This window comes from Pseudomonas sp. LAIL14HWK12:I10 (assembly GCF_900184205.1).
Lineage (GTDB): Bacteria > Pseudomonadota > Gammaproteobacteria > Pseudomonadales > Pseudomonadaceae > Aquipseudomonas > Aquipseudomonas kermanshahensis.
Map to the genome: position 1 here is coordinate 36,000 of NZ_FXWU01000019.1, position 25,945 is coordinate 61,944.

Annotated in this window: 23 protein-coding genes and 1 pseudogene; 10 read left to right on the forward strand and 14 right to left on the reverse strand. The window is 63.2% G+C overall.

The window, feature by feature from the left end:
* The first annotated feature begins 72 nt into the window (after window positions 1-72).
* Window positions 73-783, forward strand: a complete 711-nt coding sequence (locus QOS90_RS26210; RefSeq protein WP_085274332.1) for an NUDIX hydrolase — start codon at window positions 73-75, stop codon at window positions 781-783.
* A 26-nt stretch (window positions 784-809) separates the two neighbouring features.
* Here QOS90_RS26210 and QOS90_RS26215 read toward each other — a convergent pair.
* Both QOS90_RS26215 and QOS90_RS26220 read right to left on the reverse strand, forming a co-directional pair.
* Window positions 810-1,739 (reverse strand): annotated as a pseudogene (locus QOS90_RS26215) (DMT family transporter).
* Window positions 1,740-2,033: 294 nt separating this feature from the next.
* A complete protein-coding gene (locus QOS90_RS26220; protein WP_027595361.1) occupies window positions 2,034-2,627 on the reverse strand; it encodes a helix-turn-helix domain-containing protein in 594 nt (197 codons plus the stop codon).
* 272 nt (window positions 2,628-2,899) lie between these two features.
* On the opposite strand from QOS90_RS26220, the gene glnT reads away from it, so the two are divergent.
* From glnT to QOS90_RS26245, 5 genes are all read left to right on the forward strand, one after another.
* The gene (gene glnT, locus QOS90_RS26225) at window positions 2,900-4,234 is read left to right on the forward strand and encodes a type III glutamate--ammonia ligase (RefSeq protein WP_027595362.1); all 1,335 of its coding nucleotides are present in this window, start codon (window positions 2,900-2,902) and stop codon (window positions 4,232-4,234) included.
* A 65-nt stretch (window positions 4,235-4,299) separates the two neighbouring features.
* Window positions 4,300-5,205 (forward strand): class II glutamine amidotransferase, encoded by a 906-nt coding sequence (locus tag QOS90_RS26230; RefSeq protein ID WP_027595363.1) that lies wholly within the window; start codon window positions 4,300-4,302, stop codon window positions 5,203-5,205.
* Window positions 5,206-5,232: 27 nt separating this feature from the next.
* Window positions 5,233-5,907, forward strand: a complete 675-nt coding sequence (locus tag QOS90_RS26235) for a GltB/FmdC/FwdC-like GXGXG domain-containing protein (protein ID WP_027595364.1) — start codon at window positions 5,233-5,235, stop codon at window positions 5,905-5,907.
* 15 nt (window positions 5,908-5,922) lie between these two features.
* Window positions 5,923-7,248, forward strand: coding sequence for an FMN-binding glutamate synthase family protein (locus tag QOS90_RS26240; RefSeq protein WP_027595365.1), 1,326 nt, complete (start codon window positions 5,923-5,925; stop codon window positions 7,246-7,248).
* Window positions 7,249-7,310: 62 nt separating this feature from the next.
* The gene (locus QOS90_RS26245) at window positions 7,311-8,612 is read left to right on the forward strand and encodes an ammonium transporter (protein ID WP_085274333.1); all 1,302 of its coding nucleotides are present in this window, start codon (window positions 7,311-7,313) and stop codon (window positions 8,610-8,612) included.
* A gap of 124 nt (window positions 8,613-8,736) precedes the next feature.
* On the opposite strand, the gene QOS90_RS26250 is transcribed toward QOS90_RS26245, so the two are convergent.
* Complete coding sequence (locus tag QOS90_RS26250; RefSeq protein WP_085274334.1) at window positions 8,737-10,149, reverse strand: purine-cytosine permease family protein; 1,413 nt, start codon at window positions 10,147-10,149, stop codon at window positions 8,737-8,739.
* A gap of 472 nt (window positions 10,150-10,621) precedes the next feature.
* Window positions 10,622-11,074 carry an Lrp/AsnC family transcriptional regulator gene (locus tag QOS90_RS26255; protein WP_085274335.1) on the reverse strand — a complete coding sequence of 151 codons (453 nt, stop codon included), beginning with the start codon at window positions 11,072-11,074 and terminating at the stop codon, window positions 10,622-10,624.
* A 111-nt stretch (window positions 11,075-11,185) separates the two neighbouring features.
* Between QOS90_RS26255 and QOS90_RS26260 the strand changes: the two genes are divergently transcribed.
* From QOS90_RS26260 to QOS90_RS26270, 3 genes are all read left to right on the forward strand, one after another.
* Window positions 11,186-11,800 carry a LysE family translocator gene (locus tag QOS90_RS26260; RefSeq protein ID WP_085274336.1) on the forward strand — a complete coding sequence of 205 codons (615 nt, stop codon included), beginning with the start codon at window positions 11,186-11,188 and terminating at the stop codon, window positions 11,798-11,800.
* Between the two features lie 66 nt (window positions 11,801-11,866).
* Window positions 11,867-12,499: a LysE family translocator gene (locus QOS90_RS26265; protein WP_085274337.1), complete on the forward strand. Its 633-nt coding sequence runs from the start codon at window positions 11,867-11,869 to the stop codon at window positions 12,497-12,499.
* 87 nt (window positions 12,500-12,586) lie between these two features.
* The gene (locus tag QOS90_RS26270; protein ID WP_085274338.1) at window positions 12,587-14,722 is read left to right on the forward strand and encodes a response regulator; all 2,136 of its coding nucleotides are present in this window, start codon (window positions 12,587-12,589) and stop codon (window positions 14,720-14,722) included.
* A gap of 3 nt (window positions 14,723-14,725) precedes the next feature.
* On the opposite strand, the gene QOS90_RS26275 is transcribed toward QOS90_RS26270, so the two are convergent.
* From QOS90_RS26275 to QOS90_RS26320, 10 genes are all read right to left on the reverse strand, one after another.
* A complete protein-coding gene (locus QOS90_RS26275) occupies window positions 14,726-16,522 on the reverse strand; it encodes a sensor histidine kinase (protein WP_085274339.1) in 1,797 nt (598 codons plus the stop codon).
* Window positions 16,523-16,726: 204 nt separating this feature from the next.
* Window positions 16,727-17,290, reverse strand: a complete 564-nt coding sequence (locus QOS90_RS26280; protein ID WP_027595373.1) for an NUDIX hydrolase — start codon at window positions 17,288-17,290, stop codon at window positions 16,727-16,729.
* A 2-nt stretch (window positions 17,291-17,292) separates the two neighbouring features.
* On the reverse strand, window positions 17,293-18,057 hold the full coding sequence (locus QOS90_RS26285) for a GntR family transcriptional regulator (RefSeq protein ID WP_085274340.1): 765 nt from the start codon (window positions 18,055-18,057) through the stop codon (window positions 17,293-17,295).
* A gap of 89 nt (window positions 18,058-18,146) precedes the next feature.
* A complete protein-coding gene (locus QOS90_RS26290; RefSeq protein ID WP_016499260.1) occupies window positions 18,147-18,536 on the reverse strand; it encodes a carboxymuconolactone decarboxylase family protein in 390 nt (129 codons plus the stop codon).
* A gap of 204 nt (window positions 18,537-18,740) precedes the next feature.
* Window positions 18,741-19,226: a flavin reductase family protein gene (locus QOS90_RS26295; RefSeq protein ID WP_027595375.1), complete on the reverse strand. Its 486-nt coding sequence runs from the start codon at window positions 19,224-19,226 to the stop codon at window positions 18,741-18,743.
* Window positions 19,227-19,239: 13 nt separating this feature from the next.
* Entirely contained in the window at window positions 19,240-20,721 is a 1,482-nt protein-coding gene (locus QOS90_RS26300) for an aldehyde dehydrogenase (RefSeq protein WP_027595376.1), read from the reverse strand.
* The gene (locus QOS90_RS26305) at window positions 20,718-21,551 is read right to left on the reverse strand and encodes an alpha/beta fold hydrolase (RefSeq protein ID WP_027595377.1); all 834 of its coding nucleotides are present in this window, start codon (window positions 21,549-21,551) and stop codon (window positions 20,718-20,720) included. The genes QOS90_RS26300 and QOS90_RS26305 overlap by 4 nt, the downstream gene beginning before the upstream one ends.
* 68 nt (window positions 21,552-21,619) lie before the next feature.
* Window positions 21,620-22,216, reverse strand: a complete 597-nt coding sequence (locus QOS90_RS26310) for an amino acid synthesis family protein (protein ID WP_003256068.1) — start codon at window positions 22,214-22,216, stop codon at window positions 21,620-21,622.
* 334 nt (window positions 22,217-22,550) lie between these two features.
* The gene (locus tag QOS90_RS26315; protein ID WP_027595378.1) at window positions 22,551-23,591 is read right to left on the reverse strand and encodes an LLM class flavin-dependent oxidoreductase; all 1,041 of its coding nucleotides are present in this window, start codon (window positions 23,589-23,591) and stop codon (window positions 22,551-22,553) included.
* Window positions 23,592-23,657: 66 nt separating this feature from the next.
* The gene (locus QOS90_RS26320) at window positions 23,658-24,143 is read right to left on the reverse strand and encodes a flavin reductase family protein (RefSeq protein ID WP_027595379.1); all 486 of its coding nucleotides are present in this window, start codon (window positions 24,141-24,143) and stop codon (window positions 23,658-23,660) included.
* A gap of 317 nt (window positions 24,144-24,460) precedes the next feature.
* Between QOS90_RS26320 and QOS90_RS26325 the strand changes: the two genes are divergently transcribed.
* Window positions 24,461-25,864, forward strand: a complete 1,404-nt coding sequence (locus QOS90_RS26325) for a purine-cytosine permease family protein (RefSeq protein WP_085274341.1) — start codon at window positions 24,461-24,463, stop codon at window positions 25,862-25,864.
* Window positions 25,865-25,945: the final 81 nt, after the last annotated feature.

Consider the following 25,945-nt stretch of genomic DNA (forward strand, 5'->3'; position numbering starts at 1 on the left):
ATGAAACAAAGCCCCTTGTGCTACTTAACTGCTCTGGTGGATTATTGAGTTACTGAAGCGTGGAGCGTTCCCTTGAGTAGCACTGAAGTCTTGGCCAGCGTCGATATCGTCGCCTTGCGCATGGCCCCTGAAGCCCAGCATCTGCAAGTGTTGTTGCACCGCCGTGAGCGCGAACCGCACGCCGGCCAGTGGGCCTTGCCGGGTGTGATCGTCAACGGCCGTATCCCCGACACCAGCCTGGAGGGCGCGGCCGACCGCGCTTTGCGGGAAAAGGCCCGGGTGGTGCCGTGCTACATGGAACAGGTGGGTACCGAAGGCAATGCGTTCCGTGACCCGCGTGGCTGGTCGCTGAGCACCTACTACCTGGCCTTGCTCGCCCCTGGGCAGACCGTTGAAGGTGAGCAGCTGGCGTTTGTCGATATGGACAGCGTGCTGGGGCGCAAGGTGCTCTTGCCCTTCGACCACAACTTGCTGGTGGAGCGCGCCCGCGAACGGCTGGCGGCGAAGACTGTGTATAGCAGCTTGCCGCTGTACCTGCTGGCCGAGAAGTTCACCGTGCTCGATGCCTTGGGGGCGGTGCAGGCGTGCCTGGGGCAGGCGGTGAACAACACCTCGCTGCGCAAACGCCTGGAGCGCTTGCGCGAGCTGGGGTGGGTGAGGGATACCGGGGAGAAGAATCAGCCTAAGCTGGGTAGGCCGCAGCAGTTGTTTCAGTACACGCCGCAGGGGGAGCGGCCGTTCATGTTTGATCGCAGTTTGTTGCCGGAAGGCGGGCTGTCTTAACTGCGGGCAGGCTACTGTCGCTGGAGCTAGTGCGCGCAGCGGCTGGTATCACCGTGCTCCGCCGGCGCCTTGCGCGCCGCAGCCAGCAGCGTTGCCAACACGATCAACGCCGCCCCCGCCGCCATGCGCACACTCGGTTGCTCGCCAAACAACCATCACGCCCCAAGAATCGCATACACCGGCTCCAGCGCGATGATCATGCCGGCGGTACGCGCCTCAAGGCCTTCCAGGCTCTTGACGAACAGGAACTGCGACAGCCCGGTGCAGAACACGCCCAGCAGCGCCAGGTTGACCCAGTCATGGCTACCCAGGCTGGTGCTGCCCAAGTGAGTGAAGGCGAACGGTGCCACCAGCGCGGCCACGACCACGTTCTGCCAGAACGCCACCTGCATCGCGTTCATGCTCGATGCGCGGCGGCGGTTGGCGACCGTCAGCAAGGCGAAGGCAAGGCCAGACCCCAAACCCCACAGCAGGCCGACAGTGCCTTTGTCGAGCAGGTCGAAGGTGGGCACGACCAGCACCAGGCCTGTCGTCACCATCAGCAATAACAAACCTTGGGTGGCGCCAATGCGTTGGCCGAACACACCGCGCTCAATCATGGCGATAAAGGCGGGGAAGCTGGCAAAGCCCAGGGTCGCCACGGCCACCCCACCGACCTTGACGGCAATGAAGAAGGTCACCCAGTGGGCAGCCAGCAGCGCGCCGGTCAGGCCGAGGATTGGCAGGTTGCGTAAGGTCAGGGCGTCGAGCAGCCGGGTGCCCTTGAGCCCGGCGACGAAGCCCAGGGCAATGAAGGCAAAGGTGGCGCGGCCGAAGGTGATAATGCTGGCGTCGGCTTCGATCAAGTGGCCCAGGATGCCGGTCAGGCCGAACAGGACGGCGGCGATGTGGGCAACGAGCAGCGCGTTGCGGTGGCCGGTGGAGGCACCGGCTACGGGGAGGGAGGTAGCGATCATGGCAGTCAAATGCTTCACAATGTGCGCGCGCAAGCACTCCCGGCCGACGCGTCGCGGGTTTTCAAAACTGGGAGTTTTATCGTTATGAGCCCGGACGAATTGCCCGGTGCAAAAAGGCGCCACAGCGTTGGAATTGTGAAGCGAGGCTGTTTACTCGCAATTACTGCGTCTGCCAGCCCACGGCGCGGGGCTGGCTGATGTGTGTATTATTTTTGTATACAGGGTTGCGAGGCCGGTCGCGGGTGACGTCTGGTTGTCTGATCGCGACATTGATCGTTGTCGCGCCGCGCCGCCTTACTCTTCGCCGTAGTTCATGATCGACAGCAGGCGGATGGGCACCTGCACGAGCTGCTCCGGCCCGTGCGGGGTTTCGCCATCGAAGGTCAGGCTGTCACCCGCGTGCATGTGATAGAGCTGGTTGCCGTGGCGGTACACCAGTTCACCCTCCAGCAAATGCAGGAACTCCGTGCCTGGGTGGGCGAAGGTCGGGAACTCTTCGCTGGCGTCATCCATGCTCACCATGTAGGCCTCGAAGTGCTTCTTCGGGCCCCTGGCGTGATTGAGCAAATGATAGGTGTGGCCCTTTTCTGTGCCCCGGCGCACCACCTCCAGCCCTTCACCGGCCTTCACCAGCAGTGCATTGCCGTCAGGTTGGTCGTACTGGCTGAACAGCTTGGCCATCGGCATACCCAGCACATCGCACAGGCGGCTGAGGGTATCGAGGCTGGTGGACACCTGGGCGTTCTCGATCTTGCTCAGCATCCCTTGGCTGATACCGGCGATGCGCGCCACATCGGCGAGTTTGAGGGACTGGGCCTGGCGCTGGCGCTTGATCTGCAAGCCCAGGTACTGCTCCAGGCGAAGGCGCGGTTGGGTTTCGGTCGGCATCTAATGTCCTGCACGGTTTCAGTTCAAGAATAAAGATTTCGCACTGAGAAAGTGCGAAATGCTACTGCGGTGGCAGTCGTTTTCCTCAGGTGAAAACAAGTTTCCCATATCTACAACGGAATTTCCTGGGTAATGGCGGCTGGCCTCTTCGCGCCGAACCGCCGCGAAAAGGCCGGTGGAGGTAAACCTGGCAAGCGCTTTGCATTCCTGTGATGAAAGTAAGTTTCCCATGCGGAATTACAAGCGACCCCTTACCCAGGAGTGTTCAACCCATGTTGCCAGCAGAAACCCAGCGCACCCTCGATCAGCACGGCATTAAGTATGTGCTGGCGCAGTTTGTCGACATCCATGGCTCGGCAAAGACCAAATCGGTGCCGGTCTCGGGCCTCAAGATGGTGGCCGAGGAGGGCGCCGGTTTTGCCGGGTTCGCCATCTGCGGCATGGGCATGGAGCCACACGGCCCGGACTTCATGGCCCGGGGCGACCTGGCCACGTTGATCCCGGTCCCCTGGCAGCCCGGCTATGGCCGGGTGGTGTGCGTCGGCCATGTCAACGGCCAGCCCTGGCCTTATGACAGCCGTTACGTGTTGCAGCAACAGGTGCAGCGCTTGGCCGACAAGGGCTGGACGCTGAACACCGGGCTGGAGCCCGAGTTCAGCCTGTTCCGCCGTGACGAAGGCGGCAAGCTGCAATTGGTGGATGCCTCGGACAACCTCGACAAGCCGTGCTACGACTACAAGGGCCTGTCGCGGTCGCGGCTGTTTCTGGAGCGCCTGACCGAAGCCTTGCAGCCCGTGGGCTTCGACATCTACCAGATCGACCACGAAGACGCCAACGGCCAGTTCGAGATCAACTACACCTACAGCGACGCCATGGAGTCGGCCGACCGCTTCACGTTCTTCCGCATGGCGGCCGGCGAAATCGCCAACGACCTGGGGATGATCTGCTCGTTCATGCCCAAGCCCGACCCCAAGCGCGCGGGTAATGGCATGCACTTTCACCTGTCGCTGGCCAGCAGCACCAACAAGAATCTGTTCCATGACGCCAGCGACAGCAGCGGCATGGGCCTGTCGAAGCTGGCGTACCACTTCGCCGCTGGCCTGATGGCCCACGGCCCGGCGCTGTGTGCCTTCGCGGCGCCAACCGTCAACTCCTACAAACGCTTGGTGGTTGGCCGCTCGTTGTCCGGCTCGACCTGGGCCCCAGCCTTCGTTGCCTGGGGCGCCAACAACCGCTCGGCAATGGTCCGCATCCCCTACGGGCGCCTTGAGTTCCGCTTGCCGGATGCGGGCTGCAACCCGTACCTGGTCACTGCCGCGATCATCGCGGCTGGCCTGGATGGTATCGACCGCCAGCTCGACCCAGGCGAGATGTGCAACGAGAACCTCTACACCCTGAGCCTCGAAGAAATCGCCGCACGCGGTATCAAGACCCTGCCGCAATCGCTCAAGGAAGCCGCCGACGCGCTCGAGGCCGACCCCCTGTTCCGCGAGGTGCTCGGCGCCGAGATCGTCGACGAGTTCATCAAGCTCAAGCGCATGGAGTGGGTGGAGTATTGCCGCCACGTTTCCGACTGGGAAATCCAGCGTTACACCGAGTTTTTCTGACCGCCCCCATCCCTTGGGCGGCCCTCAAAACAGCGGTCGCCCACTGCCTAGTAAGGAGCATCACCATGTGTGGAATCGTAGGTCTGTACCTGAAGAAGCCTGAGCTGGAAGCCCAGCTCGGCAAGCTCTTCGAACCCATGCTGCACGCCATGACCGACCGTGGCCCCGACAGCGCCGGCTTTGCCATTTACGGCGATGAAGTGGCCGACGGCTGGGTAAAACTGACGTTGCAGGCCCTTGATGGGGGCTATTCGTGGGCCAGCTTGATGGGGCAACTGGAAGGGCGCTTGGGCTGCTCGCTGGACTGGTTTCAGAACGCCAGCGCCGCCGTGCTCAAGGTGCACACCACGGAAGCTGCCGCCCGTGCTGCATTGGCCGAGCTGGCCCCTGAAGTGCGCATCATGAGCGCCGGGCAGAGCATCGAAATCCTTAAGGGCATGGGCCTGCCGGCTGAGATTTCCAGCCGCTTCGGCCTGGCCGGCATGAAGGGCAGCCACATCATCGGCCACACCCGCATGGCCACCGAAAGCGCGGTGACCCTGGAGGGCAGCCACCCGTTCTCCACCGGCGCCGACCTGTGCCTGGTGCACAACGGGTCGCTGTCCAACCACTTCCGCCTGCGCCAGGAACTCAAGCGTGAAGGCATCAGCTTCGAGACCGACAACGACACCGAAGTGGCTGCCGGCTACCTGACCTGGCGCCTACAGCAGGGCGATACCTTGGCCAAGGCTTTGGACGGGGCTCTGCAAGACCTGGACGGGTTCTTCACCTTTGCCATCGGCACCCGCAACGGCTTCGCGGTGATTCGCGACCCGATCGCCTGCAAGCCAGCGGTGCTGGCTGAAACCGACGACTACGTTGCCATGGCCTCCGAGTACCAGGCCCTGGCCAGCCTGCCCGGTATTGAAAACGCCAAGGTCTGGGAGCCGGCGCCGGCCACCCTGTACGTCTGGGAGCGCGAAAGCGCCTGACCTGCCACCGAACCTCTGGAGAACCTTATGAAGACGATCGACCTTTCCAGCACTTCGGTGCGTGTCCTTAACCAGTCCCTGCACGGTGAGGTGCAAGACCGTGAGTGGCGCGTGACGCGCCCCGACGGCAAACACAACTTGGCTGTCGGTATCAACGAAGACGTTTCGGTAGAGATCGACGGTCATGCCGGCTACTACTGCGCCGGCATGAACCAGAAAGCCAACATTACGGTGCACGGCAATGTGGGCGTGGGGGTGGCGGAAAACATGATGTCCGGCTCGGTGCGGGTCAAGGGCAGTGCCTCTCAGGCCGCCGGTGCAACCGCCCACGGTGGGTTGCTGGTGATCGAGGGCGACGCCGGTGCCCGTTGCGGTATTTCCATGAAGGGCGTCGACATCGTGGTCGGCGGCAGCATTGGCCACATGAGCTGCTTCATGGGCCAGGCCGGGCGTTTGGTGGTGTGCGGCGACGCCGGCGATGCGCTGGGAGACTCGCTGTACGAGGTGCGCATCTACGTCAAGGGCACGGTCCAGTCGCTGGGTTCGGACTGTATCGAGAAAGAAATGCGCGCCGAGCACCTGCAAGAGCTTCAGGCGCTGCTGAACGACGCGGGCCTCGACCATAAAGCCGCCGATTTCAAACGGTATGGCTCGGCCCGTCAGCTGTACAACTTCAAAGTCGACAACGCCTCCGCGTACTGATCCAGGAGCAACCCCATGAGCGAGCAATTCCCCCCGGTACTGCGTGAGTCGGCCACCTTCGATCGCCTGACCATCCAGGAAATCCAGCGTGCCGCCGAAACCGGCATCTATGACATTCGCGGCGGTGGCACCAAGCGCCGCGTGCCGCACTTCGATGACCTGCTGCTGCTCGGCGCCAGCGTGTCGCGCTACCCGCTGGAAGGCTACCGCGAAAAATGCGGCACCGACGTGGTGCTGGGCACCCGCTTTGCCAAGAAACCGATCCACCTGAAGATCCCGGTGACCATCGCCGGCATGAGCTTCGGCGCGTTGTCGGCCAACGCCAAGGAAGCGCTGGGCCGTGGTGCGACCATCGCCGGCACCAGCACCACCACCGGTGACGGCGGCATGACCCCGGAAGAGCGGGGCCAGTCGCAGCACCTGGTGTACCAGTACCTGCCGTCGCGCTACGGCATGAACCCGGACGACCTGCGCAAGGCCGACGCCATCGAGATCGTCCTTGGCCAGGGCGCCAAGCCGGGCGGTGGCGGCATGCTGCTGGGCATGAAAGTGACCGAGCGCGTGGCCGGGATGCGCACCTTGCCGATCGGTGTCGACCAGCGCAGCGCCTGTCGCCACCCGGACTGGACCGGCCCGGATGACCTGGCGATCAAGATTGCCGAGCTGCGCGAGATCACCGATTGGGAAAAACCCATCTACGTGAAAATCGGTGCCAGCCGCCCGTACTACGACGTCAAGCTGGCGGTGAAGGCCGGCGCTGACGTGATCGTGCTCGATGGCATGCAGGGCGGTACTGCTGCGACCCAGGAAGTGTTCATCGAGCACGTCGGCATCCCGATCCTGCCGGCCATCCCGCAGGCCGTGCAGGCGCTGCAGGAGATGGGCATGCACCGCAAGGTGCAGTTGATTGTCTCGGGTGGCATCCGCAACGGTGCCGATGTGGCCAAGGCCATGGCCCTGGGCGCTGACGCAGTGGCCATCGGCACCGCTGCTTTGATTGCCCTGGGCGACAACCACCCGCGCCTGGATGCGCAGTTGAAGGCACTTGGCTCAGCTGCCGGTTTCTACGATGACTGGCAGAACGGCCGCGACCCAGCCGGCATCACCACCCAGGATCCGGAACTGGCCAAGCGCCTGAACCCGGAAGAGGCCGGTCGGCGCCTGGCCAACTACCTGCGCGTGCTGGTGCTGGAGGCGCAGACCATGGCCCGTGCCTGCGGCAAGTCGCACCTGCACAACCTGGACCCTGAGGACCTGGTGGCGCTGACCGTGGAAGCAGCCGCCATGGCCCGGGTGCCGCTGGCCGGTACTGCCTGGGTACCAGGCCAGGCTCAGTACTGATTCCACCTTCTGGGGCCGCTTTGCGGCCCCCGTTGCATCCCCTTTCGCACAGGAGTGACTCCATGAAGCTTGCCCTTGCTGTTGTGCTGTTGGCATTGACGCCGTTGGCTCACGCCGCCGAGCCCACCCTGGACACCGGCAATACCGCCTGGATGATCTGCGCGGCGATGTTCGTGCTGATGATGTGCATCCCGGGCCTCGCGCTGTTCTACGGCGGCATGGTGCGGGCCAAGAACTTTCTCTCGGTGTTCACCCAGCTGTTCGCCGTGGCCGGGCTCATCGGCATCCTCTGGGTGCTGTTCGGCTACAGCCTGGTGGTGGATACCCGCGGTATGGTTGAAGGCCAACTGACCTTCAACAGTTTTATCGGCGGCCTGGACAAGGCGCTGATGCTGAACATCGGCCATGACAGCCTGGTAGGGACCATCCCGGAAGGTGTCTTCGCGGTATTTCAGCTGACTTTCGCGATCATCACGCCTGCGCTGATTGCCGGCGGCTTTGCCGAACGCATGAAATTCAGTGCCTCGTTGTTGTTCATGGGCGCCTGGTTCGTCCTGGTGTACGCACCGATTGCCCATATGGTCTGGGGCGGGCCAGGGGCATTGATGGTCAACTGGGGCGTGCTGGACTTTGCCGGCGGCACCGCAGTGCACATCAACTCCGGTGTGGCGGCGCTGGCTGCAGCGTTGATGCTAGGCAAGCGCAAGGGCTACCCACAGCTGGCCATGCCGCCGCACAGCCTCGGCTTCACCCTGGTAGGTGCCGGTTTGCTGTGGGTGGGCTGGTTTGGGTTCAACGTGGGCTCGGGGCTTGCGGCCAACGAAGGGGCAGGGGTGGTGATGCTGGCGACCATGGTGGCTGCCTGCGCAGGGATTGTCGGTTGGCTGATTACCGAAAAGCTCATGCATGGGCGGCCCACTGCACTGGGGGCGGCCTCAGGTGCGTTGGCCGGGTTGGTTGGCATCACGCCGGCGTGCGCCTTTGTCGGGCCGTTGGGGGCGCTGGTGATCGGCTTGCTGACGGGGGCTATCTGCTTCTTCGCGGTGACCCGGCTGAAGCAGGCATTGGGGTATGACGACAGCCTCGACGTGTTCGGCCTGCATGGCGTGGGCGGGATGGTTGGCGCGCTATTGACCGGGGTGTTTGCCGCGCCGTCGTTGGGCGGCTATGTGGAAGGCATTACGCCCCTTGGGCAAGCACTGGTGCAACTGAAAGGCGTGGCCTTTACTTTTGTTTATTGCTTTGTGGTTAGCTGGGCGATTCTGGGCGCCATCAAGCTGACTGTCGGGCTGCGGGCCAGCCGGGAGGAGGAAGAGCAGGGGCTGGACCTGGCGGAGCACAATGAGCGGGCTTATAACCTCTGACTACAAGGTGTCTGTACCGGCCTCTTCGCGGGCAAGCCCGCTCCTACAGCAGTACCACATTGCCCGAATCTGTGGTCCCCCTGTGGGAGCGGGCTTGCCCGCGAAGAGGCCAGTACAGGATGAATCAGTGCCCCATGGCCAGCTTGGCACTCACTTGCCGGCGACGATAGGCACTGTCGCGGCTAGCCAGCCACCAGTACAACGGCGAGGTAATCGCCAGCCCCACCAGCCACGACAGGTCTGCCCCGTTGATGTGCTCGGAAACCGGCCCGACATACAGCGGCGTGTTCATGAACGGGATCTGCACCACGATGCCCACGGCGTAGGCCACCAGCGCCTGCGGGTTGTAACGCCCGTAGATACCGCCATCAACCTTGAAGATCGACTGGATGTCGTAGTCACCCTTGTGAATGGCATAGAAGTCGATCAGGTTGATCGCCGTCCATGGCACCAGCACCACCAGCAGCACCAGCACCATGTCGACGAAGTGGCCGATGAAGTCCTTCGATGCGCACACGGCCACCACACTGCAAGCCGCCAGCACGATCAGCGACAGCACCGCACGGCTTTTGGCGGTGGGGATCCAGCGGTAGGCGAAGGTCTGGATCAGGGTAATGATCGACAGCACCGCGCCATACAGGTTGAGGGCGTTATGGCTGATCACGCTGAGCAGGAACAGCACCAGCATGATCGGGCCCAGGGTGCCGGTGGCGAGTTTCACCGCGTCCATGGTGTCCATGCCGGCCGGAATTGCCAGCACCGCGACCGCGCCGAAGATGAACGACAGGCTCGAGCCCAGCACAGAGCCCAAGTAAGTGGTCCATAAGGTCGAACTGACCTTGACGTCGGCCGGCAGGTAGCGCGAATAGTCCGACACATACGGGGCAAAGGCGATCTGCCACAACGCTGCCAGCGACACCGTGGCCAGCCAGCCGGCCAGGTTGAAACCACCGCGGGTGAGGAAGTCGTCACTTTGCACGTGGGTGAAGATATAGCCGAAGCCGACCACGATACCGATGCCCAGCACCCAGGTGCCGATGCGGTTGAGCACATGGATGAAGCGGTAACCGATGATGCCGATGATGCCCGACCCCAGTGCGCCAATGACGATACCCACCGGTACCGGCACGGCTTCGACCACGCCATGCAGCGACTTGCCCGCGAGGACGATGTTGGAGGCGAAGAACCCGATGTACATGACCCCGGCGATCACCACCACCAGCAGCGCGCCAAGTGTGCCGAACTGGGCGCGGCTCTGGATCATCTGCGGGATGCCCATCTGCGGGCCCTGGGCCGAGTGCAGCGCCATCAGCACCCCGCCTACCAGGTGGCCGACCAGGATGGCGACGATGCCCCACACCAGGTTCAGGTGAAACAGCTGCACGCCCAGCGCGCCGGTGACGATGGGCAGGGGCGCGATATTGCCCCCGAACCACAGTGTGAACAGATCCCTTACCTTTCCATGGCGGTCTTGCGGGGGCACGTAGCCGATCGTGTGTTTTTCTATGAGGGGTGCCGAGTTGGCTGCACTGGTCATGACTGACTCCAAGGCAAGGTAGGGCATGGGGTACTGCCCGGGTGCGTGCCGGCGAAGGGCGACGCGTTCTTGTTGGAGGGATGATGGGGGGTGCGGGGATAACGAGAAATTAGTAAATATGTGCCCATAAACCTTAAAAAACCTAAGGCTGACAAAAGGTTAAGGGACGAGTGGTAGCAAGGAGCGGGCCATAGGGCTGGAAGGCCTGGGCCTGGGGGGTTGGCGTCATCCAGGTGAATGGCTGGGGAACCGGGGTGGTGCGGGGTGCGCGTTATCAGTGCAGATAAATAATCCGCCTGTGCCGTAATGCTGTTCACTTAAGTTATCCATCGCCTGCATTGGGGCCGCTCTGCGGCCCATCGCGGCACAAGGCCGCTCCCACAATGTTCGCGCATGCCCTGTAAATAGGGGCATAACGCGGTCGGTGTGGGAGCGGGCTTGCCCGCGAAGAGGCCAGAGCAGGCCTGCACAGCTACATGGGCAACAGCCGGTCCTGGATCACTTCCTTCATCACCAACGTCGAACTCAACCGCTTCACGTTGGGAATGCTGGTCAGGTGTTCGTCATACAGCTTCTGAAAAGCCGGCAGGTCCTTGGCCACCACGTGCAGCAGGTAGTCCGGGTCGCCGAACAGCCGCTGCGCCTCGACGATCTGGGGGATTTCGGCCAACGCTGCCTCGAAGTCAGCCACCGGCTGGCGCGTCACCTCGCGCAGGGTGACGAACACCAGCGCGGCGAAGTTCAGCCCCAGTGCAGCCGGCGCCAGGCGCGCGTGGTAGCCCAGGATGGCGCCCGATTCCTCCAGCGCCTTCAGCCGGCGATGACAGGGCGACAGGCTCAGGCCCACGCGATCCGCCAACTCGGTCACCGACAAGCGACCATCTTTTTGCAGCTCGGCAAGGATTTTTCGATCAGTTCTGTCCATGGGGAAGAATCTTCCAGCTTATGTGCGATGACGGGGAATATACGAAAGAAAATGCCCCGAAGGAATCCGTAATCTTTCTGCATACCAAGCCAAGACATAAGGAAGATTCAAGTGGCAATCAGTGTGCTGACGGCGTTTTGGGCCGTGTCGTTGCTGTTCGTGATTACCCCTGGTGCCGACTGGGCCTACGCCATCTCGGCGGGTATGCGTGGCCGCTGGGTGATGCCTGCGGTGGCGGGCATGTTGTCGGGCCACTTCCTTGCGACGCTGGTGGTGGCGGCCGGCGTGGGCAGCTTGTTGGCGGGGCACCCGTTGGCGTTGACGTTGCTGACCCTGGCAGGCTGCACCTATTTGTTGTGGCTGGGCGGCAACCTGTTGTTGAGCCCCGGCGTGCCGGAAGCGGGGCAGGACGGGGTGGGGGAGTCCGGCTCGCGCTGGGCCTTTAAAGGCTTTTGCGTCAGTGGGCTTAACCCGAAGGTATTCCTGCTGTTTCTGGCCTTGTTGCCGCAATTCACCGACCCGCAGTCAAGCTGGCCGGTGCCGGTGCAGATCCTGCTGCTGGGGCTGGTGCACCTGTGCAGCTCGCTGGTGATCTATTCGCTGGTGGGGTACGGCGCCAAGGCCATCTTGAGCACCCGGCCAGGGGCGGCGAAGGTGGTCGGGCGGGTGTCGGGCGTGGCGATGATCGCCGTGGCCTTGGGGCTGATTACCGGGCAGTTGGGCTGACGCTACCGGCGCTGACGCCGCTCGGATACACTCGCCGCTACTTTTCGCACAACCAGGATGTGCCCCATGCCCGACACCGCCCAACTGCTGACTTTCGCATTGATCTGCCTAGGCATGGTGCTGACGCCCGGCCCGAACATGATCTACCTGATTTCCCGGTCGATCTGCCAGGGCCGAAAGGCGGGGTTGATTTCCCTCGGTGGTGTGGCCTTGGGCTTCGTCATCTATATGCTCTGCGCTGCGCTGGGCATCAGCGCGCTGGTCATGGCCGTGCCGTTTGCCTACGACGTGCTGCGCATCGGTGGCGCATTGTACCTGTTGTACCTGGCCTGGCAGGCGCTTCGTCCTGGCGGCAACTCGCCATTCCAGGTCCGCGACCTGCCAGCGGACAGCCCGCGGCGGCTGTTCACCATGGGCTTTGCCACCAGCCTGCTGAACCCCAAGATCGCCGTCATGTACCTGTCGTTGATGCCGCAGTTCATCGAGCCCGGTCACGGCAGCGTGTTGGTGCAGTCGCTGGTGCTCGGGTCTACGCAAATCGCCATCAGCGTTTCGGTCAATGCCTTGATCGCGGTGATGGCCGGCTCCATCGCCGTGTTCTTAGGCGGGCGGCCCCTGTGGCAGCGCGTTCAGCGCTGGTTGATGGGCACTGTGCTGGCCGGGTTGGCCTTGCGCATGCTGGCTGAAGGGCGCCGTTGAAAAACGTCTGAGAGCAAGGGAACGAACGGGTACTTGCAGGCCTCCTATCCATCAGATGGATGGCAATGTGCCCGGGACTTCCCTGACATGAGATCGCTTCAACAACCCCCCACCGACGCGGGTGACCCACCGTTGGGCTTTCTGCTCAACGGCGGTAGCGTCGGCAGCCTGCTCCAGTCGATGGACTGGCGCGGCTCGCCGGTGGGTCCCCCCCACACCTGGTCGCCGCACCTGCAGACGGTCATGGGCACGCTGCTGCCAGCGCAAGCGCAGTGCGTGCTGTTCTGGGGGCCGGCCTACGTGGCGCTGTACAACGATGCCTATGCACCGAGCATTGGCACCAAGCACCCCCAGGCATTGGGGCGGCCGGCCCAGGAAAACTGGAGTGAGCTGTGGGACGACCTGGAGCCGTTGCTGCGCGGTGTGCGCGAGACCGGCCAGACCTTCTCGGCCAAGGATCGCCCTTTCTACATCGAGCGCCACGGCGTGGGTGAAACGGCCTATTTTGATGTGTCCTACTCCGCTGTGCGCGAGGCTGACGGCAGCGTCGGTGGCGTGCTGTGCCTGGTGACTGAGACTACCGAGCGCGTACGCTTCCAGCAGCGCCAGGCCTTTTTGCTGGAGCTGGGCCGTGCTTTACCCGCGCTGGGTGATGCAGAGCGGATCGAAGCGTTCGCGGTAAGTCGGTTGGCACGGCGACTCGGCGCGGCACGGGTCTATTTTGGTGAAGACCAAGGCGACGGCAGCAATTTCCAGGTAGCACATGACTGGTCCGAGGGCTTGCCCTCGTTCGTCGGCCAGCATGCCTACGCGAGCTTCGGTGCTTCGTTGCGCGAGCAACTGGCAGCGGGGCAGGTGGTGCAGCAGCCTCACAGCCTGCATGTGCCGGTCCTGCGCGCTGCCCGGCTGGAGACCACCCTGAGTGTGCATTTCCATACCCCCCACCCGTGCCCTGAAGACGAATGCCAGCTGGTGGAAGAGAGCGCCAAGCAAGCGTGGGCGGCGATTACCCATGCCAGGGCCGAGCGCGCGCTGCACCTGCTCAACGAAAGCCTGGAGGAGCGCGTGGCGTCGGCCCTGGCTCAGCGCGAATCCGCGATGCTGCAGCTGCACGAAGCCCACAAGCTGGAAATGATCGGGCAATTGACCGGCGGCATCGCCCATGACCTCAACAACATGCTCACGCCGATCATTGCCTCGTTCGAATTGATGCGCCGCAACCCACAGTCCGAGCGTGCCCCCAGGCTGATCGACGGCGGCCTGCAGGCTGCCGAGCGGGCGCGCAACCTGGTCGGTCGGCTGCTCAGTTTCGCCCGCCGGCAAACCCTCAAACCCCAAGCCGTGTCTCTGGCGGCGCTGGTGGAAGACATGCGTGAGCTGATCGCCCGTTCGCTGGGGCCGACCATTACCGTGCACGTGCAGGTCGACCCGGCGCTACCGGCCGTGGTGGCCGACCCTCATCAACTGGAGCTGGCCTTGCTCAACCTGGTGGTCAACGGCCGTGACGCCATGGCTGACGGCGGTGAGCTGAGTATCGTCGCCGGTATCGATGTAAACGGCCCGCCGAGGCCGGAAGGTGTGGCCGCGGCGCGGCTGGCATGGCTACAGGTGCGCGACAGTGGCTGTGGGATGGACGCTGAACAACTGCGCCGCTGCTTCGAGCCCTTCTACTCGACCAAGGCGGTGGGCAAAGGCACCGGCCTAGGCCTGCCGATGGTGCAGGGCTTGGCCGTGCAGTCGGGCGGCGGTTTTACCCTTCGTTCGTGGCCAGGTGAGGGCACCGAGGCGACCTTGTGGCTGCCGACCAGCGATGTGGCGGCAAGCTGCCGCGACAGCGATACAGCCGAAGCGCCATTGGCCGGCCGGAAGAACCACGTGCTGTTGGTCGATGACGAAGCGATCGTACGCCATGCCACAGCGCTGCAACTGCGCGACCTCGGCTACGAAGTGATCGAGGCCGACAGTGCGGCGGCGGCCTTGCAGCTGGTAGAGCGGGGGCTAGTGCCGGATGTGCTGGTGACCGACCATGTGATGGCCGAGATGACTGGCGTGCGCTTCGCCCAGCAGATGCGCCAGCGCCAGGCCAACCTGCCGGTGCTGATCATTACCGGCTACGCCAACCTGACTCCGCGCGAACTCAAAGGCTTCGAAGTGCTGCGCAAGCCGTACCGGCGTGCCGAGCTGGCACAGAGTGTGGCGCGGTTACTGGCCGCGCAACGGTAGCCGCTATTCAGAAGCCTCAGGGCCGGCAGAGGGCGCTTGTTGCGGCAGGTACAGGGTAAACGTCGTGCCCTGGCCTTCGACGCTGATCACCTCCACATCGCCTTCGGACTGCTTGGCAAAGCCGAACACCTGGGAAAGGCCAAGCCCGGTGCCTTCACCGGGCGCTTTGGTGGTGAAGAAGGGGTCGAAGATGCGATCGAGCAGCTCGCTGGCGATGCCGACACCGCTGTCCACTACCGAGATGGCTGCAAAGGGCCCGGCTTGCGCGGCCTGCCCACGCAGGACGGGCAGGCGTTGGTTGGCCTGAAGGCGCAGGCGCAAGGTGCCTTCCCCGGCCATGGCGTCGCGGCCGTTGAGCATCAGGTTGATGATCGCGGTTTCGAGTTGGCTGAGGTCGGCGCGGATATGGCAAGGCGCCTCTGGCAGTTCGATTTCCACCTGAACCCGTGCACCGGTAGCGGTATCGAGCATATCGGCCATGGCCTGCAGCCGCGGCCCGGCCTCGAACACTTGTGGGCTCAAGGCCTGCCGACGGGCGAAAGCGAGCAGTTGGCCGGTCAACTTGGCGCCGCGTTCGACGGTGTCGGCAATGGTCTTGAGGTAGCGCTCGCGGCGTGCTTCATCCAAGTTGGGACGCTGCAAGAAGTGCAATGACGAGCGGATGATGGTCAGCAGGTTGTTGAAGTCGTGTGCCACACCGCCAGTTAACTGGCCGATGGCCTCGAGCTTCTGTGCCTGGCGCAGCACGGCTTCGGTGTGCAGCAGCTGGGCGGTGCGCTCTTCGACGCGGTGCTCTAGGGAGGCGTTGAGCGCCTCCAGCGCGGCCAAGGCTTCACGCACTTCGGCGTGGGCCTGGACCCGTTGGATATGCGACCAGCAGCGTTCGGTGACTTCGCGGATCAGGCGCAGTTCATAGCCCGTCCATACCCGGGGCGCCTTGTCGTGAATAGCCATCAGGGCGGTCAGGCGACCGTCCTTGATCAGCGGCATGCAGATGGTCGCGGTGATGCCGATGGCCTGGAACGTCGCGGCTTCCTCGGCGGCCAGTTCGTTGAGGTTGTCATTGATCACCAGCGGTTCGCCTGCGCGCAGTCGGCTGACAGCCAGGCGACCGAAGTCGGCCAGGCGGTATTGGCCGATTAGGCGCGGTGAGCCGGGGGCGACGGTGTCGCCGCAGATGTTGAAGCCGTCCTGGTCGGGGTCCATCACCGCGTAGGCGCAGCTGGACAGATGCAGGTGTTCCACCAGCATGCGGGTGGTGATCGCCATGATCCGCTCGGGGTCGATGGCATTGGCCACTTCGCGCCCCAGGCCGTCGAGAAAGCTCAGGCGCTGGCTGTTGACCACGCTGGTGGTGGTTTCGGTCACCGTGTCGAGCATGCCCAGCACAGTGCCGTCTTCGCCGCGGATCGGGCTGTAGCAGAAGGTGAAGTAGGCGCGTTCGGGGGCACCGTTGCGGTCGATGACCAAGGGAAAGTCTTCGATGTAGACCGCCTCACCGGCCATGGCGTGTTCGGCCATGGCGCTGATTTCGCCCCAGGCCTCCTGCCACACTTCACTGAACGGCCGGCCTAGGGCTAAAGGTTTGCTACCGAGGATAGGGATGAAGGCATCGTTGTACAAAGTGATCAGCTCGCGGCCCCACAGCACGGCTTGCGGAAAGCGCGAGGCCAGGCACAAGGCCACCGAGGTCTTGAGCGCGCTCGGCCAGGCCTCGAGCGGGCCCAGTGGGCTGTGGGTCCAATCGTGCTGGCGGATGCGTTCGGCCATCAGCCCGCCGCCGTCTAGCCATTTCGCCATGTGTGCTGCCGATCCTTCATACCTGGGAGGATAAGGGTGCACCGAGAATAGCGAATTGGCGAGGGCTTTATGTCGTCTGTGCGGGCCTCTTCGCGTGTAGGAGCAGCCTTGTGCTGCGAAGAGGCCAGCGACAGCAGCGAAGATCTCCGCTGTTATCCCCGGCCCCTTCGCAGCACAAGGCTGCTCCTACCGAATCGTGCCGGCTCAGCGAATGAAATGCACCTTACCGGTATCGTCATTGCCCATGTAGATGCCGTACACCCCGGCCTGGCGCTCCAGGATATACCGCTCGAGAATCTGCCGGATGGCCGGGTAGTAGATTTCGTCCCAGGGGATTTCGTCCGGCTCGAAGAACTTGTAGGCCAGTGTCTCCGGGCCGAACTGGCCGGTCTCCTGCGTGGCGATGGCGCGGAAGATGATGTACACCTCGCTGATCTTGGCCACGCTGAAAATCGAGTAGGGCGAGACGATTTCGGCGTGCACGCCGCTTTCTTCCCACACCTCGCGCAACGCCGCCTGCTCGGTGGTCTCGCCCGCTTCCATGAACCCGGCGGGCAAGGTCCAGGTGCCAGGGCGGGGTGGAATAGCCCGCTGGCACAGCAAGTACTTGCCATCGCGCTCGATGATGCAGCCGGCGATGATTTTCGGGTTGATGTAGTGGATGTAGCCGCAGCCGGTGCAATGCAGGCGTTCGTGGGTGTCGCCTGTGGGAACGCCCCGGGCCAGTTCCGTGGTGCAGTGCGGGCAGTAGCGCGGGGCGTTGGGCATGGTCAGCGGCCTATGCGGGGTTCTATACGTGGCTCTTTGAGGGCCAGGGGCTCGACCATGTCGCGCACCTTGGTGTGGTCATCCTGCTTCTGGCGCAGGTAGTCCAGGGCCACCTTGGCGGCGGCGCGGACGTGATCGACCGAGGCTTGGTGGGCGACCAGTGGGTCACCGCCCTTGATCGCCTCGACGATCTTTTCCATCTCCCGGTTGCTGGCACCGCGGCGGTTTTCTTGCGACACCGAAGTGGCGCGCAGGTAGCTGATGCGGGCCTGCAATTGGCGCAGCTGTTGGGCGGCAACCTGGTTGCCGGAGCCTTCCAGCAGCACATCGTAAAAGCCTTGCACCGAGTCGAGCACCTGTTGCAGCTCGCCTTCTTCCAGGGCTTCGCGGTTGACTTCCAGCGCGCGCTCCAGGGCGCGAATGTCCTTGGCCTTGGCATTGAGGGTGAACAGCTGGACGATCAGGCCTTCGAGCACGCAGCGCAGCTCGTAGATATCGCGGGCATCTTCCAGGGTAATGATGGCCACGCGCGGGCCTTTGGCGTCGGCGAACTCGACCAGGCCTTCGGATTCGAGGTGGCGCAGGGCTTCACGTACAGAGGTGCGGCTGACCCCGAGGCGGTCGCAAAGGTCGCGCTCCACCAGGCGGTCACCTGGCAGCAAGTGGAAGTTCATGATCGCGGCGCGCAGCTTGTCGAGCACGATTTCGCGCAGGGTAACGGGGTTGCGGTTGACCTTGAAGCTGTCGTCGAGTGGCTGGCGTTTCATCAGGTGCGCTCTTTATGAGGCTGTTGCGCCAACCCGCGGAGCACGCCGAACCGGGCGCTGCTCCTTACGGTGGTTCGAACAGCCCGTTGTTAACGGGTTGACTCCGCATCGGCTTCGGCGAACGCTTCGCGGGCCAGGCGGAAACTGTCCACCGCCGCGGGTACGCCGCAATAAATGCCGACTTGGAGCAGGATCTCGCGAATCTGTTCTCGGCTCAGGCCATTACGCAATGCGCCGCGGATGTGCAGCTTGAGTTCGTGGGGCCGGTTGAGCGCGGAAATCATGGCCAAGTTTATCATGCTGCGCTCTTTGAGCGACAAGCCTTCGCGGCCCCAGACATGGCCCCAGCAATACTCGGTGACCAGCTCTTGCAAGGGCTTGGTGAATTCATCGGCGTTCTGGATCGAGCGGTTGACGTAGTCCTCGCCCAGCACTTGGGTGCGGATCTGCAGGCCTTTCTCGTACTTTTCGTTGCTCATGCGTCTGGCTCCGAATCAAAACAGGGGCCGCAACCGAGGGTGAGAGGGTCGCGCGGCCCCTAAAAAATGGGTGGAACAGGGCCGCTTTGCGGCCCAATCGCCGGCAAGCCGGCTCCCACAGGTACAGCACAGGCAGACAGGACCGTGGCGATCCTGTGGGAGCCGGCTTGCCGGCGATTGGGCTGCAGGGCAGCCCCAAGGGTATCAGCCCAGCGGGGGCAGGGCGCCCAGCTTGCCTTTGTGGTAGACCATCGGGGTGACCGGATCTGCCGGCAACACCAGGTTTTTCACCGCGCCGACGATGATCGCGTGGTCTCCGCCGTCATACTCGCGCCACAGTTCGCACTCGATGATCGCCGTGGCCTTGGCCAGCAACGGGTTGCCCAACTCGCTCAGGTGCCAATCGATCCCCTTGGCCTTTTCCTTGCCCTTGCCGGCAAAGGCATACGCCTCGGCGGTTTGCTCGGCAGACAGCAGGTGAATGGCGAACTGCTTGCTGTCACGCAGGATCGGGTACGTGTCGGAGGCGTAGTTGGGGCAGAACAGCACCAGTGCCGGCTCGATCGACAGCGCGCTGAACGCGCTGGCGGTGATACCGACGATGCCGCCGTCGGCGTCCAGGGTGGTGACCACCGTAACGCCGGACGGGAAGGAGCCCATCACGTCTTTGTAGATGCCTGGTTCGATCATCTCGTGCTACCTCTTAACGCATCACAAACGGGTCGGGCATCGGCGCGGTGGACAGGTTGATCCACACGGTCTTCAGCTCGGTATAGGCCAGCACCGAATCGATGCCGCTCTCACGGCCGTAGCCGCTGTTCTTGAAGCCACCGATCGGCGCCATGGCCGACACCGCGCGGTAGGTGTTGACCCAGATGATGCCCGAGCGTACGTCACGGGCCAGGCGGTGGGCGCGGCCCAGGTCGCGGGTCCAGATGCCGGCCGCCAGGCCGAACTGCGAGTCGTTGGCAATGGCCAGGGCCTCTTCTTCGGTCTTGAAGCGGATGACCGCGGCAACGGGGCCGAACACCTCTTCCTGCATGATGGTCATCGAGTTGCTGTCGCACTCGAACAGGGTGGGTTCGTAGAACCAGCCGTCACCCTCGACCTCGGCACGCTTGCCCCCCAGGTGCAGCTTGGCGCCTTCGGCCTTGGCCGCAGCGACCAGGCCTTCGACCACAGCCAGTTGCTGAGCGGTGGCCATCGGGCCCATTTCGCTGGCGTCGTCCTGCGGGTTGCCGATGCGGATGCGCTTGGCGCGCTCGACCAGGCGGCTGACGAATTCGTCGAAGATCTCGTCCTGTACCAGCAGGCGTGAACCGGCCACGCAACTTTGCCCGGAGGCGGCATAAATGCCGGCCACGGCGCCGTTGATGGCGCTGTCCAGGTCGGCGTCGGCGAAGATGATGTTCGGCGACTTGCCGCCCAGCTCCAGCGACAGCTTGGCGAAGTTCTCGGCGCTGCTGCGCACCACATGGCGGGCCGTGGCGGCGCCGCCGGTGAAGGCGATCTTGCGTACCAGCGGGTGGCGAGTCAGGGCCGCGCCGGTGCTAGGGCCATAGCCGGTGACCACGTTGACCACACCCGGCGGGAAGCCGGCTTCAAGGGCCAGGCGAGCCAGCTCGAGGATGGTCGCCGAGGCGTGTTCGGACGGTTTGAGCACGATGGTGTTGCCAGCGGCGAGGGCCGGGGCCAGCTTGATGGCCGTCAGGTACAGCGGGCTGTTCCACGGGATGATCCCGGCGACCACGCCAATCGGCTCGTGCACGGTGTAGGCGAACAGGTCTGGCTTGTCCAGCGGCAGGGTGCCGCCTTCGAGCTTGTCGGCCAGGCCTGCGGTGTAGTGGAAGAACTCGGGCAGGTAACCGACCTGGCCGCGGGTTTCGCGGATCAGCTTGCCGTTATCACGGCTTTCCAGCTGGGCCAGGTGCTCTTTGTTCTCGGTGATCAGGTCGCCCAGCCGGCGCAGCAGTTTGCCGCGCGCCGTGGCGGTGATGCTGCGCCAGGCAGGGCTTTCGAAGGCACGCTGGGCGGCCTGCACGGCCAGCTCTACATCGGCTTCGTCGGCGTCGGGCAGTTGCGCCCAGGCTTGGGCGGTGGCCGGGTTGAGGCTGTCGAAAGTCTTGCCGCTCTGGGCATCGAGCCATTGGCCGTCGATGCACATCTGGAAACGTACGAGGGTCATGCAACAATCCCCTTGGCGGATTCGGTGAGGGTGCGGGCTTGCTTGAGGAAGTCCAACAGCATCTTGTTGACTTCACGCGGTGCTTCCACCGGCATCATATGCCGTTGCTCGGCGAGGACCACACTGTGCGCCCCAGGGATGCTGGCGGCGAGCTGACGGGTCATGGCCGGGGTGGAGCCCGAATCGAGTTCGCCGGTGGCGATCAGCGTCGGCACCTGGATGCTGCCCAGGTCGCTGGCGCGGTACATGTCCTGGGTGGCGAACAGCGAATAAGTAGTGTGGTAGCCCTGCGGGTCGTTGCTCGCCAGCACCTGGCGAATGGCGGCGACCTGCGCCGGGTTGGCAGCCTTGTATTCACGGCTGAACCAGCGGTCGAGGGCCGCGTCGACGTTGGCGTCGGGGCCGAGCTCCGCCGCCTGGGCGGCGCGGGCGATAACGCCGGCACTCTGCTCGGGGGTGCGGTTGAACACGCTGTTGAGCACCACCAGGGCAGACAGCCTGTGCGGGTAGTTGAGGGCGAAGGCACGGGCCACCAGGCCGCCCATGGAGAAGCCAATTACGGTGGCCTGGGCAATCTGCAGGTGGTCGAGCAACTCGACGAGCTGGGCGGCGTAGCCTTCCAGGCCGGTGTCGGCGGCTGGCAACGCACTCTGGCCGTGGCCGAGCATGTCGTAAGCGATGACGCGGTAGTCATTGGCCAGGCCAACGAACTGACCGCCCCACATTTCCTTGTTCAGGCCCACACCGTGGATCAGCACCACGGGTTGGCCCTGGCCTTGGTCCAGGTAACTGGTCCCGGCCGGTGTACGTTCAGCGACAGGCTGAATCATGGAGGGCGCTCCTTGAAGGTCGGGCGCGGCGGGTAAGCACGCCACGCCCCGGCCCGTCTTGGTTGTTGTTATTGAGCGTTGGCTTTTTCGGCAGCCAGTTCTTCCAGGTCGATGTAGCGGTTGCCAATGCGCGGGTGCAGACGACCGCCGTCGGCAGCGCCCAGGACCACGACGATTTCGTCGGCACGCGGGGCGTCTTCGATCTGCATTTCAAGGGTGATGTAGTGCGAACGCAGGCCTTCGTCGTCCTTCTGCATCATCGGGATCTGGATCGAGGTGCCTGGGCCGCCGCGCTTGTTGGTGAAGCTCAGGTAGCTCTTGGCCTGTACCGCTTCGCGGTAATGGTTGCCGAAACGCAGGGTGTGGATCACGGCAGAGGCGTGTTCGATTTCGCCGTCGGCGCCGACCACAGCGGCTTTACCGTAGGCTTCGATCTTGTCGGCACCGCCGATGGCGGCGGTCAGGCGTTCGACCATCAGTGCGCCCAGCTCGGAGCAGTTGGCACGGATTTCCGGCTTCAGATCTTCTACAAAACCACGACCCGCCCACGGGTTCTTGATCACCACGGCCAGGCCGACCATGGTCACCGGTTTGTCGGTGGCCTTGCCGCCTTCGATGCGGGTCTCTTCGGAGTAGGTGACGATCTTGCGGATTTCGAAACTCATGGGTGGCTCCTGGTGAGGGTTATCAGCTCTTGTTGTCTGATGGTATACCATAATATTTGTTGTGCAAGAGGCGTCTGGAAATTTCTATTGCCAGGGGACGAAAGGTGGGCTGATCCCTTGAATCTTGTGGTGTCTGTACTGGCCTCTTCGCGGGTGAACCCGCTCCCACAGGTACCGCGCAGGCCTTGAAAGCTGTGGGGAACCTGTGGGAGCGGGTTTACCCGCGAATGGGCCGGTGCAGGCTGTCACTGAACTTCAAAAAAAGCCCGCTCACGCGGGCCGCAAGGGCCCCCGGGAGCGGGCTGATCCCGCAACTACTTCAGGCAAAGGGAATTCAGGCGAACGCCGGCACCACTTCCTTGATGAACAGCTCGAGCGACTTTTTCTTCTCGGCGTGGGGCAGGCTGTTGTCGCACCAGAAGCTGAACTCGTCGACGCCGAGCTCTTGGTAGTACTTGATGCGCGCGATGATTTCTTCGGGTGTGCCGATCATGGTGTTCTTGCGGATGTTTTCCAGCTGGAACGCCGGCACTTCGGCAAACTTCGATTCCGGGCTCGGCTCCAGGAAGCCGTTGACCGGCACAGTCTTGTTGCCGAACCAGGCGTCGAAGGTGCGGTAGAAGCGCGAGATGGCCTGAGCGCCGACCTTCCAGCCTTCAGGCTCGGATGGGCTGTGCACGTGGGTGTGGCGCAGCACCATCAATTGTGGACGTGGCACATCCGGGTTGTTGTCCAGGGCCGCCTGGAACTTGTTTTTCAGGTCCAGCACTTCTTCGTCACCCTTCATCAGTGGGGTGACCATGACGTTGCAGCCGTTGGCCACGGCGAAGTTGTGCGAGTCTGGGTCGCGGGCGGCGATCCACATCGGCGGTGTAGCGTTGAACGGTTTCGGCACGCTGGTGGAGGTGGGGAACTTGTACACCTCGCCGTCGTGGGCGTAGTCGCCTTCCCACAGTTTGCGCACCACCGGGACCATTTCACGCAGGGCCTTGCCGCCGTCGGTGGCAGGCATGCCATTGGCCATGCGGTCGAATTCGAACTGATAGGCGCCGCGCGCCAGGCCCACTTCCATGCGGCCGTTGCTGATCACGTCGAGCAGGGCGCATTCGCCTGCCACGCGGATCGGGTTCCAGAACGGCGCGATGATGGTGCCGGCGCCCAGGCGGATCTTCTCGGTGCGCGCGGCGAGGTAGGCCAGCAGCGGCATCGGGCTTGGCGAAATGGTGTACTCCATGGCGTGGTGTTCGCCGATCCACACGGTGCTGAAACCGCCGTTCTCGGCCATCAGGGTCAGTTCGGTCAGGTCTTCGAACAGCTGGCGGTGGCTGACCTGTTCATCCCAACGTTCCATGTGTACGAACAACGAAAATTTCATGGGGCTTTCCTCGGAGCTTGAAAGTCTCGCCTGGCGCGCCAGGCGTCAGTAATAAGGCTAGGTGCTTCAGGCGAAGGCGGGCAGGCTGGCCATCTTGCCGCGGCAGTAGATCATCGGCTGCGGGGCTTGCTCGGGGACGATCAGGTTGTGCACCTTGCCGACCATGATGGCGTGATCGCCACCTTCATATTCACGCCACAGTTCGCATTCGATGATGGCGGTGGCATTGGCCAGCAGCGGGTTGCCCAGCGCACTCAGGGACCACTCGATGCCGGTGGCTTTGTCTTTGCCTTTTTTGGCGAACGCATAGGCTTCGGCTTGCTGTTCACCAGAAAGCAGGTGAATGGCGAAGCGCTTCTGCTTGATCAGCACAGGGTAGGAGTCGGAGCTGTAGTTGGGGCAGAACAGCACCAGCGGCGGGTCCATCGACAGGGAGGAGAAGGCGCTGGCGGTAAGGCCGACGATCGAGCCGTCGTCGTCCAGGGTGGTGATGACGGTAACGCCGGACGGGAAGGAGCCCAGGACGTTCTTGTAGACGGTTGCGTCGATCATCTCATGTACCTCAGAAGGGCTGCGGTGGTCCGCGGTTTTTATCGTTGATGTGTCTGATGGTATACCGTAATACTCGATTTGCAAGCGGAATTTTCCGCCGTAGCAAAATCACGATGAATGGCGCAAAGCCGCATGGATAGGGGGCTTGGCGGAATTTCAATCCCCCAGCTTCAGGTGCTGAACCGGATCAGTTAGGGTTTTTTAAGCCGAATCAGTGTTGTCAAAAGTTTGGAATACCATAATATGGTCCGCAGCTGAGAGGCCGCCTAGACGCGGTTTCCTTACAAAGATAAAAACGACCTTTCGAGCTGAAAACCATGTCCCAACCGTCATCGCAACACCAGTTTGTCGAGAATCACACGGTCGATTACGTTCCACCTGCCGAGCGCCATGGGAAGGCGCGCGACCTGTTCACCCTCTGGTTCAGCACCAACATTGCGCCCCTGCCCATCGTCACCGGTGCCATGGTGGTGCAGGTGTTCCACCTGAACCTGGTGTGGGGGCTTGTCGCTATCGTGCTGGGCCACCTGCTCGGGGGCGTGGTCATCGCCCTGGCCTCTGCGCAGGGACCGCAGCTGGGCATTCCACAGATGGTCCAGAGCCGCGGCCAGTTCGGCCGTTATGGCGCCCTGCTGATCGTGTTCTTCACGGCGCTGATCTATGTGGGCTTCTTCATTTCCAACATCGTGCTGGCGGGCAAGACCATCCACGGTATCGCCCCCAGCGTGCCGATGCCCGGTGCCATCGTCATCGGCGCCCTCAGCGCGACGGCCATTGGCGTGATCGGCTACCGCTTCATCCATATCCTCAACCGTATCGGTACCTGGGTGATGGGGTCGGCGCTGCTGGCCGGGTTCATCATGATGTTCATCCAGGAGCTGCCGGCCGACTTCTTCAGCCGCGGTGCGTTCAACTTGTCGGGCTTCATCGCCACGGTGTCGCTGGGCACCATCTGGCAGATCAGCTTCTCGCCGTACACCTCCGACTACTCACGCTACCTGCCTAAAGAAGTCGGCATTGCCAAGCCGTTCTGGGCCACATATTTCGGTGCCACGCTGGGCACCATCCTGTGCTTCAGCTTTGGTGCGGTGGCGGTGTTGTGCGTACCGCAAGGCACGGACGCGATGGACGCCGTCAAGCAAGCCACCGGCTGGCTCGGCCCGATCCTGATGGTGTTGTTCCTGCTCAACATCATCAGCCACAACGCGCTCAACCTGTATGGCGCGGTGTTGTCGATCGTCACGGCCATCCAGACCTTCTTTGCCAAGTGGACGCCGAGCATCAAGGTGCGGGTGATCCTGGCCTCGGTGATTCTGGTGGGCTGCGGCCTGGTGGCGTTGAATGCGTCGGCGGACTTCATTGGCCAGTTCATCGGCTTGATCCTGGCGCTGTTGCTGGTGTTGGTGCCGTGGGCGTCGATCAACCTGATCGACTTCTACCTGATCAAGAAGGGCCAGTACGACATCGCGTCGATCTTCAGTGCCGACGGCGGCATTTATGGGCGCTTCAACCACCACGCGATCATTGCCTATGCGTGCGGGATCGTGGTGCAGCTGCCGTTTGCCAATACGGCGCTGTATGTGGGGCCGTATTCGAACATCGTCGAAGGGGCTGATTTGTCCTGGCTGATCGGGTTGCTGGTGACGGTGCCGCTGTATTACTGCCTGGCGACGCGCGGGCAGAGTGTTAACAGTGCGCGGGCTGTCAGCGTAAACGACTGACAGTTGCAATTGGGGCCGCTTTGCGGCCCCTCGCGGGCAAGCCCGCTCCCACAGGGAAATGCAGACCCCGGGGTAGGAGCG

Excerpts from the sequence above, each read along its gene's own strand:
- QOS90_RS26285 (WP_085274340.1), bottom strand. The coding sequence starts at position 18,057 with ATGAAACGCCAGCCACTCGACGACAGCTTCAAGGTCAACCGCAACCCC.
- QOS90_RS26265 (WP_085274337.1), top strand. The coding sequence starts at position 11,867 with ATGCCCGACACCGCCCAACTGCTGACTTTCGCATTGATCTGCCTAGGC.
- QOS90_RS26245 (WP_085274333.1), top strand. The coding sequence starts at position 7,311 with ATGAAGCTTGCCCTTGCTGTTGTGCTGTTGGCATTGACGCCGTTGGCT.
- QOS90_RS26315 (WP_027595378.1), bottom strand. The coding sequence starts at position 23,591 with ATGAAATTTTCGTTGTTCGTACACATGGAACGTTGGGATGAACAGGTC.
- QOS90_RS26240 (WP_027595365.1), top strand. The coding sequence starts at position 5,923 with ATGAGCGAGCAATTCCCCCCGGTACTGCGTGAGTCGGCCACCTTCGAT.
- glnT (WP_027595362.1), top strand. The coding sequence starts at position 2,900 with ATGTTGCCAGCAGAAACCCAGCGCACCCTCGATCAGCACGGCATTAAG.
- QOS90_RS26325 (WP_085274341.1), top strand. The coding sequence starts at position 24,461 with ATGTCCCAACCGTCATCGCAACACCAGTTTGTCGAGAATCACACGGTC.
- QOS90_RS26300 (WP_027595376.1), bottom strand. The coding sequence starts at position 20,721 with ATGACCCTCGTACGTTTCCAGATGTGCATCGACGGCCAATGGCTCGAT.
- QOS90_RS26320 (WP_027595379.1), bottom strand. The coding sequence starts at position 24,143 with ATGATCGACGCAACCGTCTACAAGAACGTCCTGGGCTCCTTCCCGTCC.
- QOS90_RS26250 (WP_085274334.1), bottom strand. The coding sequence starts at position 10,149 with ATGACCAGTGCAGCCAACTCGGCACCCCTCATAGAAAAACACACGATC.
- QOS90_RS26235 (WP_027595364.1), top strand. The coding sequence starts at position 5,233 with ATGAAGACGATCGACCTTTCCAGCACTTCGGTGCGTGTCCTTAACCAG.
- QOS90_RS26270 (WP_085274338.1), top strand. The coding sequence starts at position 12,587 with ATGAGATCGCTTCAACAACCCCCCACCGACGCGGGTGACCCACCGTTG.
- QOS90_RS26220 (WP_027595361.1), bottom strand. The coding sequence starts at position 2,627 with ATGCCGACCGAAACCCAACCGCGCCTTCGCCTGGAGCAGTACCTGGGC.
- QOS90_RS26295 (WP_027595375.1), bottom strand. The coding sequence starts at position 19,226 with ATGATCGAACCAGGCATCTACAAAGACGTGATGGGCTCCTTCCCGTCC.
- QOS90_RS26230 (WP_027595363.1), top strand. The coding sequence starts at position 4,300 with ATGTGTGGAATCGTAGGTCTGTACCTGAAGAAGCCTGAGCTGGAAGCC.
- QOS90_RS26275 (WP_085274339.1), bottom strand. The coding sequence starts at position 16,522 with ATGGCGAAATGGCTAGACGGCGGCGGGCTGATGGCCGAACGCATCCGC.
- QOS90_RS26290 (WP_016499260.1), bottom strand. The coding sequence starts at position 18,536 with ATGAGCAACGAAAAGTACGAGAAAGGCCTGCAGATCCGCACCCAAGTG.
- QOS90_RS26280 (WP_027595373.1), bottom strand. The coding sequence starts at position 17,290 with ATGCCCAACGCCCCGCGCTACTGCCCGCACTGCACCACGGAACTGGCC.
- QOS90_RS26305 (WP_027595377.1), bottom strand. The coding sequence starts at position 21,551 with ATGATTCAGCCTGTCGCTGAACGTACACCGGCCGGGACCAGTTACCTG.
- QOS90_RS26255 (WP_085274335.1), bottom strand. The coding sequence starts at position 11,074 with ATGGACAGAACTGATCGAAAAATCCTTGCCGAGCTGCAAAAAGATGGT.
- QOS90_RS26310 (WP_003256068.1), bottom strand. The coding sequence starts at position 22,216 with ATGAGTTTCGAAATCCGCAAGATCGTCACCTACTCCGAAGAGACCCGC.